General features: G+C 44.8%; 2 protein-coding genes. One reads left to right on the top strand and one right to left on the bottom strand.

Annotated features, from left to right (window positions below; genetic code table 11):
* The coding region (locus PHP87_RS11760; protein WP_299921602.1) for a lytic transglycosylase domain-containing protein at nt 1-296 on the bottom strand (296 nt) is incomplete at its 3' end.
* A gap of 228 nt (nt 297-524) precedes the next feature.
* On the opposite strand from PHP87_RS11760, the gene PHP87_RS11755 reads away from it, so the two are divergent.
* On the top strand, nt 525-2,198 hold the full coding sequence (locus PHP87_RS11755; protein WP_299921600.1) for a nucleoside kinase: 1,674 nt from the start codon (nt 525-527) through the stop codon (nt 2,196-2,198).
* Nucleotides 2,199-2,811: the final 613 nt, after the last annotated feature.

Below are 2,811 nucleotides of genomic sequence, written 5' to 3'. Positions count from 1 at the left end.
GTGCCTGGCATCAACTGCATGAGACCCTGAGCACCACAGGAAGAAACCGCCCGGGGATTGTAAGATGACTCCTGTTTTATTACGGCACTAATTACTTCTTCCTGAATACCATAAGCCTGGCTGGCTTCTTTAATAATCTCGCTGAAAGGGCGGCTCTTGCTGCTTGTTGAGGAAGTTGCTTTTTCGGGTGTTTGGCTGCCGCTCAGGGCGCGACCGGTGGAAGCAAGGCCGTCTTCCAGGGCTTTCAAGAGTTTCATGAAGCTTATTTCCTTGAAGAGATTGGTGAAGACATTCATTCTTTTTCTCTCCTTCCAATTTTATGGTAAGCAAGATAGATTCTTCTGTCAAGCCGTAGGTGTTGCCCATGCGTAGACTGCGAGCGGAATATTTATGCAAGCAAATGCATAATTATTACTTTTTGCAGCGGAATCAATCTTTTAATGGTAAAGGGCCTGTCAGCAATTTTCTCCCGAATACTATATAATGAGATAAGGGCCAGGAGGAGAAGATTGAGGAGGGAAATAATGGCCATTGCAAGAGTGGAGACAGCTGGGGTCGAAGTAAGGATTAAAGGAATAGGTTCATATAATGTTCTGGAAGGAACTAGCGTAGCCGAGTTGCTAAAGAGGCTGGAGAAGAAATTACTCTATCCGGTAATGGCAATAATTATTGACAATCGCTTGCGAGATTTGAATTATCGTTTCACCCGCTCCTGTGCTATAGAGTTGGTAGATATGAATAGTGAAATCGGAGTGAGGATTTACCGTCGCAGTGTGAGTTTTCTGTTGATGAAGGCAGCGCGTGATTTGTATCCTGAACGGGTGCTGACGGTAAAACACTCTCTGTCCAATGGCTTGTTATGCGAGTTTTTGAATGAGGACTCGCGGGCAGACGAGATTGAAGCCCTCGAAAAAAGAATGCGGGAAATGGTTGAGGATAATCTGCCTATCAGGAGAATGCGGATTAATAAAGAAAGAGCCCAGGAAATATTCCGGGAGCAGGGGGAGGAAGACAAAGTGAAACTCCTGGCCTACCGGGATGTGGATAAGGTCCAGGTATCTGAGCTTGATGGATTTTACGAAAACTTCTATATTTTTATGCTTCCCGAAACGGGAATGTTGAAAAAGTTTCGCTTGTTTGAATATCCACCGGGAATGATTTTACAAACTCCGGAGTTGAGTGCTCCAAATTCGCTGCGGCCTTATGTGGAGCAAAAAAAACTGGCCAGCATATTTCAGGAGGCCAAAAAATGGGCCGAAATGCTGGAAACTCCTCATGTGGCGGCCCTTAATGATATTATTGAACAGGGAGATATTAACGATATAATCCGGGTTAATGAAGCTTTGCATGAAAAGAAGATTGCTTTTATTGCCGACCAGATTTGTAGTGACGAGGATATACGCCTGGTGCTGATATCAGGACCGTCCTCTTCCGGCAAGACCACTTTTGCCCAGCGCTTGCTCATACAGCTCCGGGTAAACGGTAAGAAGCCGGTAGTCCTGTCCCTGGACAACTATTTTGTTGACCGTGACTTGACACCCCGGGATGAGAATAACGACTATGATTTTGAAGCTTTGGAAGCCCTTAAAGTCGATTTATTTAATGAGCATCTGGGACGGCTGATCAAAGGGGATGAAGTGGAAATTCCCATCTATAGTTTTACCCGGGGTTCTTGCGAAGAGCGAGGTATGTCCATGAAGGTGCCGGCAGGAGAACCTATAATTATCGAGGGCATCCATGGCCTGAATGAGCGCTTGACCTGGAGTATTCCGTCGGAACAAAAATTTAAAATATATATCAGTGCTCTGACCCAGTTGAATATAGATTACAGCAACCGGATTCCCACCACGGACAGCAGATTGGTGCGACGGATAGTCCGTGATGCCAGAACCCGAGGCTACAATGCCTTGGACACCATTAAAAGATGGCCTTCGGTTAGGCGGGGAGAGGAGAGGAACATTTTTTCTTTTCAAGAAAATGCCGATATTATGTTCAATTCCTCTCTGGTTTATGAATTATCAGTGTTAAAACCCCATATTGAGCCTCTGTTGCGGCAGATTGGCCCGGAACACCCGGAATATGTGGTGGCACGCTATCTCCTGCAATTTGCCAGCTATTTTAAACCCATAGCGCCGGATGCGGTCCCCGCCAATTCCATTCTCCGGGAATTCATCGGGGAAAGCTGTTTTAAAGTATAGAAAGACGGAAGACGGAGGGCGGAGGACAGGGTGGTCGTCAGGCGTCAGTCATCGGGAGATGACGGAAGACGGAGGGCGGCAGAGGGAAGAAGGATACGGTGATTTAAAGGGATTAGGAGTGAGGGGGTAATAACCCAGGTAGATCATAATGGGGGAAATCATGAAGAAGAAGGTACTGAAGCCGCGCATTCCGGTTGCTCTCAACCAGCATGCCGGAACCCATAAGGATAAGAAGAAAGAAGCCAAAAAGTATGCCTGCCGCAAGAGCAGGCGCAGATAAGAAATTATTTAAAAGCCTGTTGGTGTTTGTTTGAGGCCAATGGGCTATTTGTTTTTTTTCGATAAAAAGAAGTATGTGGGTAAGATATAACTAGTCAATTACCGGTTTTTCCAGTGATAAGCTGTTGCAGCAAATCTGATTATGGTTTTTTTTATTGTTTTTTTTAACGAGGGTATAATCACTATCCCAATAACGTAATATGTCAGACAAAACAGTTTGCAACAGGTAAATTTAATGTAAAGATTGGGTAAAAAGCATTTTACCTTTACAGTTTAAAGCTTAATATAGGTTTATATCAACCTGGTATTGAGGTGATTGATAGATGCGAGGCAA

The organism is Syntrophomonas sp. (genome assembly GCF_028707975.1).
GTDB lineage: Bacteria > Bacillota > Syntrophomonadia > Syntrophomonadales > Syntrophomonadaceae > Syntrophomonas.
Note: the sequence above shows the minus strand (reverse complement) of the source record. Positions and strands in the feature narration are given on the sequence as shown.